7 protein-coding genes are annotated in these 7,520 nt (G+C 68.4%); 1 reads left to right on the top strand and 6 read right to left on the bottom strand.

The annotated features are described in order from the left end of the window. Positions 1 to 1,259: VIT domain-containing protein (locus tag ACXJKH_RS11410; protein WP_457319518.1), on the bottom strand; the 1,259-nt coding region annotated here is incomplete at its 3' end. A gap of 113 nt (positions 1,260 to 1,372) precedes the next feature. On the opposite strand from ACXJKH_RS11410, the gene ACXJKH_RS11405 reads away from it, so the two are divergent. After that, positions 1,373 to 2,455 carry a DUF1176 domain-containing protein gene (locus ACXJKH_RS11405; RefSeq protein WP_457319520.1) on the top strand — a complete coding sequence of 361 codons (1,083 nt, stop codon included), beginning with the start codon at positions 1,373 to 1,375 and terminating at the stop codon, positions 2,453 to 2,455. A 56-nt stretch (positions 2,456 to 2,511) separates the two neighbouring features. On the opposite strand, the gene ACXJKH_RS11400 is transcribed toward ACXJKH_RS11405, so the two are convergent. From ACXJKH_RS11400 to ACXJKH_RS11380, 5 genes are all read right to left on the bottom strand, one after another. Further along, complete coding sequence (locus ACXJKH_RS11400) at positions 2,512 to 3,144, bottom strand: hypothetical protein (protein ID WP_457319517.1); 633 nt, start codon at positions 3,142 to 3,144, stop codon at positions 2,512 to 2,514. A 52-nt stretch (positions 3,145 to 3,196) separates the two neighbouring features. Further along, positions 3,197 to 4,984: a single-stranded-DNA-specific exonuclease RecJ gene (gene recJ, locus ACXJKH_RS11395; RefSeq protein WP_457319516.1), complete on the bottom strand. Its 1,788-nt coding sequence runs from the start codon at positions 4,982 to 4,984 to the stop codon at positions 3,197 to 3,199. Between the two features lie 72 nt (positions 4,985 to 5,056). Then, positions 5,057 to 5,977 (bottom strand): phosphoglycerate mutase, encoded by a 921-nt coding sequence (locus ACXJKH_RS11390; protein WP_457319515.1) that lies wholly within the window; start codon positions 5,975 to 5,977, stop codon positions 5,057 to 5,059. 1 nt (position 5,978) lies between these two features. After that, positions 5,979 to 6,443 (bottom strand): transcription elongation factor GreA, encoded by a 465-nt coding sequence (gene greA, locus ACXJKH_RS11385; protein ID WP_457319519.1) that lies wholly within the window; start codon positions 6,441 to 6,443, stop codon positions 5,979 to 5,981. A gap of 8 nt (positions 6,444 to 6,451) precedes the next feature. Then, positions 6,452 to 7,520: ATP-binding protein (locus ACXJKH_RS11380; protein ID WP_457319514.1), on the bottom strand; the 1,069-nt coding region annotated here is incomplete at its 5' end.

The following is a 7,520-nucleotide window of genomic DNA, read 5'->3' as shown; positions in this document are numbered from 1 at the left end:
GCGTCGACCTCGGCGGCACTGGACAGCACCAGCGCCTGGCCGTGATGGGCCTGGGTCCAGGCGCGCAGCCGCGCACCATCGGTGCGTGCACCGGCGCTGCTCAATGCGTACAGGCGCTGGCCAGCCGCCAACGGCGGCAGCGCCTGTCGGCCATAGTTGGACAGCCCGTCGCTGACCAGCAGGTACTCGCCGATATCGGCGCGCGACGTCCATGCACCCAATGCACTGGCGCCGTCCAACGGCAGCGAGGTCAAGTGCGCGCGCAGCCCGCTCCAGTCACCGCCGCGGATGCGGAAGCTGCGCGGCGCTTCGGCATGGTCACGCAGTACGGTGAGCTCCACCTCACCGTCGCCGATGGCGCGGAAATAGCGGTCCAGCACCGCCGTTTCGGTGGCGCGGTCGCGTTGTCGGGCCGATCCGGAGGCATCCCACAGCAGCCCTACCCGCTTGGGCAACGCGCGCGGGGCGGCCTGGGCCGGTACCGGTATCTGCGCCAACAGATAGCGCTCGCCCTCGCGCAGGCCGGTGACCGCATCCAACTGGCGTACCTGCGGCAAGCGGATCTGCGCCTGCGCCGGCAGGGCCCTCCCGGCACCCTGCCATTGCGCCACGTGGGCGCCATCGCGGGCCTGGAACGTCCAGGGAAGTGCTGCGCCCACCACCGGCTTGCCGGTGCCACGCGCGTCCAGCCGTAGCGTCACCTGCCTGGCGTCGCGGGCGAACTGCAACGGCAGGTTCCAGCGCAGGCCCTGTGCATCCACCGGCAAGGTCTCGCGGAAGGTCAGCGCCACGCGGCGGCTGCCACGGGCGGGAATCGGGTAGATGCGAAGGCGGAACTGGTTGCCGGCGGTCTGTTCCAGCAGGCCAGGGTCGACCCGGCGCCGTTCGATCGCCTCGAACACCTGGCGTCCCTGCGCCTTGGGCACCGGCACCGCATCGCGTAGCACCCCGTCGATGTCCAAGGCGAACCCGGCGATCTGCTGGCCATCGGCGAGCGGAAACTCGAGTTGCCCTTCCAGCACCCGCGCATTGGGGTTGAAGAACTCCATCTCGATGCGGGTCTCGCCGAGCCCGGCCACGACCCGGCTGTCCAGGCTGACCTGGCGCAACTGCACTGGCACCTCGGCGCCGGCCACCTGTAGCAGCGGCGCTACCGCTGGCGGCTGCGGCGTGGCTGCCGGGCGCGTCTGCGCCATGCCGGCCTGCGTTCCCAGCCACAGCATGCCCAGCATGCCGATCCCACGAAGTGCGCGTTCCATGTGACGCTCCCGATCCGATGACAGCAGGTTGAACGGATCATGCCGGTAAACGGGGTCGACGCGATGCAAGGCTTGGCGTGTCCACCGTCCTGGGCCAAGATGCCGCTCCCCTGATGTACCACCACAAGGACGTCCACGTGCGCCTGCCCGCCCTGCTTCCCCTGTTGCTGTTGACCCCGATCCTGCCGGCCCAGGCCGCGCCCGACGCCAGCAGCGGACTGAGCTTCACCCACAACGACTGGACCTTGGCCTGCGACAACACCCGCACCTGCCGCGCTGCTGGCTACCAGAACGACGAAGACGGCGGTAACGAACCGGTCTCGATCCTGTTGACCCGCCTGGCCGGTCCCGGCCAGCCGGTGAAGGCCGAGCTGATGCTGGGCCAGTACGACGAGACCACCCTGCCGAAACAACTGTCGCTGCAGATCAACGACGCCAAGCTGGGCGCACTGAAGTACACCCCCGCCGACGGCACCGCCGACCTCTCGCCGGCACAGGTGGCCGCGCTGCTCAAGTCGTTGACCCGTGACAGCCGCATCGTGCTGGTCGGCAATAACGGCAAGCGCTGGACCGTGTCCGACCGCGGTGCATCGGCGGTGCTGTTGAAAATGGACGAATTCCAGGGCCGGCTGGGCACGCCCGGCGCGCTGATGCGCAAGGGCAGCGCGGCCGAAAGCACCGTGCTGCCGGCACTGCCGGTGCCGGTAGTGAAGCTCGGCAAGATCGTCCCCACCCGTCCTGCCGACGCGGCGCTGGCCAACGCTGCCGCGCTGCGTGCGGCGCTGGTGAAGGCCACTACGGCAGACGAGTGCGAAGCGTTGCATCCCGGCAACGGCGCGATGTCCGATGAGGGCCCGCAGGAGACCAGCGTGCACCGGCTGAGCGCGGACAAACTGCTGGTGTCGCAGGGCTGTTGGCGTGCCGCCTACAACACCGGTGACGGCTACTGGGTGGTCAACGACCACGCGCCCTACCAGCCCAGGCTGGTGACCGCCTCGGGGATGGATGATGACGTGCGCACCATCCAGCAGGCCAGCAAGGGCCGCGGCCTCGGCGACTGCTTCTACTCCACGAGCTGGGGCTGGACCGGCACGCAGTTCGTCAAGACCGCTGTGTCCAGCACCGGACTGTGCCGGCTGGTGTCGGCCGGTGGCGCGTGGGAGATGGCGACGCTGGTGACCAAGGTAGTGGAGTAAGGCGCGGCACGGACCTGGCCGCTTCAGCGCGGGGTATCCGTGGTGCCGGCGTCCACTCAGTCCTCGTCCTGGTCCCAACCATCAAAGGGAAACAGCTCCGGCAGGATCGTGTCCATCACCGCCATGCTCTGCATGACCGCGTGGTCGGCCGTCCACGGCCGCGACCACGTGGCATGGTGCCCGCGCACCGGCCGGTCCGGAGCCGAACGCAGGTGCTCCACGTAGGCCAGCAGCAAGCGGTGTGAGCGTTGCTGGCGCTCCAGCGGCGTAGCCGCTTCGCGCAGTTCGGCGTAGTGCTGGCGCAGCGGGGCAGGATCGGGCAGATGGCAGGTGAAGTCGAGCGCACCGACCTGGTCGTCCGCGTTCCTGTAGTCGTCCGGATCCTCCGAAGGCTGGTAGTGGTCGGCCACGCAACGGGTACGGCCCAAGCGCGCCATCACTGCGGCAACGGCCTGTTCGACGCCGACGCCCTCGGTGCCGGACTCGGCGCCCTCCACCGCTACCCGGACGGACAACTCGTTCTGCAGCAGCCACGCGATGCTCTGGCGCGAGCCCGCCAGATCCGGGAACTCGAATCCTTCCCGCGCCGAGAGCGTGGCGCGGGCTGCAGGGTCACCCTGCAGGACGATCTGGCTCTGCAGGTCGAAGCGTTCGATGGGCGATGGAAGCACGAGGGCGTGGGCAGTCATGGTCAGGAACACAAACGGGATGTAGAGGGCGCAGCAGGCGCGACGGCGGACATCAGGCGTCGGCGCAATGCTCGATGATCAGCTGGATCGCACCGCCGCCACGGTAATCGTCGCTGACCAGCCGGTAGGCGATGTGCACGTGGTTGGCGGGCGCGTTGCCCTTCCAGCCACTGAAGTGGATCGCGTTGAGCGGCTCGGCGCGCCCGGGCACGCGCAGGCTGAGTTTCAGGTGCTTTTCCTTCAACACCTGCCAGCGTGCGACCTGGAAATGGCCGTCGAACAGCGGCTCGGGGAAGGCCTGGCCCCACGGACCGGCCAGACGCAGCGCTTCGGCGTGGCGGTAGTCCAGCTCATCGGCGGCCAGCTCGCCATCGCTCATGAGGTGCTGCTGCAACGACGCCGGGTCCATGCGGGTGCCGACCACGGCGACGAAGGCCTGCTGGAAATCCTCGAGGCGTGCATGTGGCAGGCTCAGGCCGGCGGCCATGGCGTGGCCACCGAACTTGTCGATCAGGCCCGGGTGCGCGGCATTGACCAGCGCCAATGCATCACGGATGTGGAAGCCGGGAATGGATCGGGCCGAACCGCGCAGCGAATCGCTGCCCGGTTCGGACGGGGCGAAGGCGATCACCGGGCGGTGCAGGCGGTCCTTCATCTTCGAAGCGACCAGGCCGACCACGCCGGGATGCCACTCGGCATCGAACAGGCAGGCGGCGATCGGGCGCTCGCCCTCGGCGCTGAGTACCGCGCGGGATACCGCCAGTTCCGCATCGTCGGTCATCAACTGCTGCACCGCGCGGCGCTCGGCGTTGATCTGCTCCAGGGTCTGGGCGATCTCGCGCGCCTGGCTGCGGTCTTCGGTCAGCAGCAGCTCGATGCCCAACGCCATGTCTTCCAGGCGGCCGGCGGCATTGAGCCGTGGGCCGAGCGCGAAGCCGATGTCGGTAGCGCTCAGGCGCGCCGGGTCGCGGCCGCTGGCTTCGATCAGTGCCTGCAGGCCCACGCAGCCCTGCCCGCTGCGCAACCGGCGCAGGCCGGCCGATACCAGTGCACGGTTGTTGGCATCCAGGGCAACCAGATCGGCGACGGTGCCGACTGCAACCAGGTCCAACAGGGTCAACAGGTCCGGTTCGCGGGTGGCGGCAAAGGCGCCCTGCGCGCGCAGGTGTCGGCGCAGCGCCATCAATACATAGAAGATCACCCCGACGCCGGCCAGCGCCTTGCTCGGGAAGGCATCGCCGTCGATGTTGGGGTCCACCAGCGCATCGGCGGGCGGCAGGTGTTCGCCGGGCAGATGGTGGTCGGTGACCAGCACCTTCCAGCCCAGCGCCTTGGCGGCGGTGACACCGGCATGGCAGGCGATGCCATGGTCGACGGTGACCAGCAGGCCCGGCTGCAGCGGCGCCAGGTCCGCCACCAGCGACGGCGACAGGCCATACCCATGCAGCATGCGGTTGGGCACCGCGTGCACCACGTCGCGCGCCCCAAGCATGCGCAACCCGCGCACACCCACCGCGCAGGCGGTGGCCCCATCACAGTCGAAATCACCGACCACCAGAATGCGTTCGTTGTTGGCGATGGCCTTGGCCAGCAGCTCCACCGCCGCCTGCATGCTGCCCATCAGCTCCGGTGCGTGCAGCTGGGCCAGCTTCGGCTGCGCCTGCGCGGCGTCGGTCACCCCGCGTGCGGCGTACAGGCGCTGCAGCAGCGGCAACATGTCGGCCGGCCAGTCGGCGGCAAGGGGTACACGCGGACGGCGCTGGATCTGGGGCGTATCGGAAGAAGGCAAGGCAGACTCGAATGGCGGGCGGAACGCCGAAACAGGTTTCGACGYAGCCATGATACCGGCTGCTGGCGATGACCCACGACGCACACGCCGATCCGGTAGCGCCACCCCACGGGTGGCTGCGCCTCACGCGTCGTGCAGTTGTATCGGCTTTTTCCAGAACCGCCAGCGTTGGCCCTTGTCGATTTCGAAACGTACGCCGTCCTCGAAATCCAGCACCAGCCGCCGCAGTTCACCGCGCTGCACGGCCGACAGCAACGGACGGATCGCATCATTGCCGAGCTGGTCGAGCGAGCGTAGCTGGCGCAGGTCGACCAAGGCGTCCACCTGCTGTTCGTTGTCGGCCTGCAGGCCGGCGGCCTTGGCCAGGGCCTGCAGCAGGGCCTCGCGGCTGCGGACCTGGGCGTGCGCGGTCTGCACCGACTGCGGCAACTCGCCGCCGCCCCAGAACCACAGCGAATTGATCGCCCGCTTGCCGTCGGCCACGCGCTGCTGGTTCCAGTCGTGGGTATGCAGCACCACCTGCGCTTCGGTCAGCAGGGCACGCCAACGGCGGCCCGCATCGCCTTCGGGCAGATGCGCGAACAGGTCATCGCCGAGCACATCATCGGGGCTGTGGAAGTCCGGCAGCGTGGTTCCCGGCGGCAGGCGCAGGTACCAGCGCGACGGCACCGGGGCATCCAGGGTGAAGCCGAACCCGGCAAACAGCGGCTGCAGCGCCGGCAACAACCGGGCCACATCCTCCGCATCAGGCCGCAGCGTATCGCCGTGACCCATCATCCGCGCGCCCTGCATGTCCGGCACCACGTTGGCCGGATCGGCGCGCAGCCAGACCGCCTCGCCGGCATCGCCGACGTCCAGCTGGCGGGTCAGTGCGGCCACCGGCCAGTGCGCCGGCTGCAGCTGGAAATGCCGCTGCAGCTGGGCACGCTCGCCCCCGTCGACGCTGCTGCGCTCGGCGCGCCCCAGCGCCTTCGCCACGTCGTCGGGCAAAGGCGCGGCCGGGAAGCGGCTGCGCGCCGGCAACAGCAATGTCGCCGTGGCCATGTCAGGCCAGGTACTGGACGCTGACGATTTCGTACTCGCGCTGGCCGGCCGGTGCGTCGATGGTGACCGCATCGCCTTCCAGCTTGCCGATCAGGGCGCGTGCCAGCGGCGAGGAGATCGCGATCAGGCCGAGTTTGATGTCGGCCTCCAGGTCGCCCACGATCTGGTAGCGCTTCTCTTCATCGCTCTCCACGTCGCACAACTCGACGGTGGCGCCGAACACCACCTTGCTGCCGGCATTGAGCTTGGTGATGTCGATGATCTCGGCATGCGAAAGCTCGCCTTCCAGCTGCTTGATGCGGCCTTCGATAAAGCCCTGCTCTTCGCGCGCGGCGTGGTACTCGGCGTTCTCCTTGAGATCGCCGTGCTCACGCGCTTCGGCGATCGCCGCGATGACCTTCGGGCGCTTGACCGACTTCAGGTGGTCAAGCTCTTCGCGCAGACGCTGCGCGCCCTTCAGGGTGATCGGTGCTCTCATGCGTTCAACTCCTTGTGCAGTTCCTGCAGCGACCAGACGGGGCCGGTGCCGCGGAATTCCAGTGATTGCACCAGCGCCATGGCGCCGGCGATGGTGGTCGAATAGGTGACGCGATGCTGCAGCGCTTCGCGACGGATCGAGAAGGAGTCATTGATCGCCGCGCGACCTTCGGTCGTGTTGACGATGTAGACGATCTCGCCGTTCTTGATCGAATCGACGATGTGCGGGCGGCCTTCGACCACCTTGTTGACGATTTCGCAGGCCATGCCGTGCTCCTGCAGCCACGCGCCGGTGCCACGGGTGGCCACCAGGGTGTAGCCGCGCTCGACCAGTGCCTTGGCGACCGGCAGCACGCGCTTCTTGTCCGGATCACGGACCGAGACGAACGCCTTGCCCAGCGGCGGCGCCTTGATGCCGCCGGCTTCCTGCGCACGCGCGAAGGCAGCGCTGAAGCTGCGGCCCACGCCCATCACCTCACCGGTGGAGCGCATCTCCGGCCCGAGGATCGGGTCGACGCCCTGGAACTTGGCGAACGGGAAGATCGCTTCCTTGACCGAGTAGTAGTCCGGCACGATTTCCTTGATGGCGCCCTGTTCGGCCAGGGTCTTGCCGGCCATGCAGCGCGCGGCGATCTTGGCCAGCGCCATGCCGGTGGCCTTGGACACGAACGGCACGGTGCGCGAGGCACGCGGGTTCACTTCCAGCAGGTAGACGATGTCTTCGCCGTTCTCGCCGGCCTGGATGGCGAACTGGGTGTTCATCAGCCCGACCACGTTCAGGGCCTTGGCCAGCTCGACCACCTGGCGGCGCAGCTCGGCCTGGGTTTCAGCCGACAGCGAGTACGGCGGCAGCGAGCAGGATGAATCGCCCGAATGCACGCCGGCCTCCTCGATGTGCTCCATCACGCCACCGATCAGCACGTTGCCGTCCTTGTCGGCAATGATGTCCACGTCCACTTCCACCGCGTTGTCCAGGAAGCGGTCCAGYRGCACCGGCGAATCGTTGGAGACCTTCACCGCATCACGCACGTAACGGGCCAGGTCGGATTCACCGTAGACGATCTCC

This window comes from Stenotrophomonas sp. P5_B8, from assembly GCF_054049855.1.
This window is presented reverse-complemented; position numbering and strand designations above follow the sequence as displayed.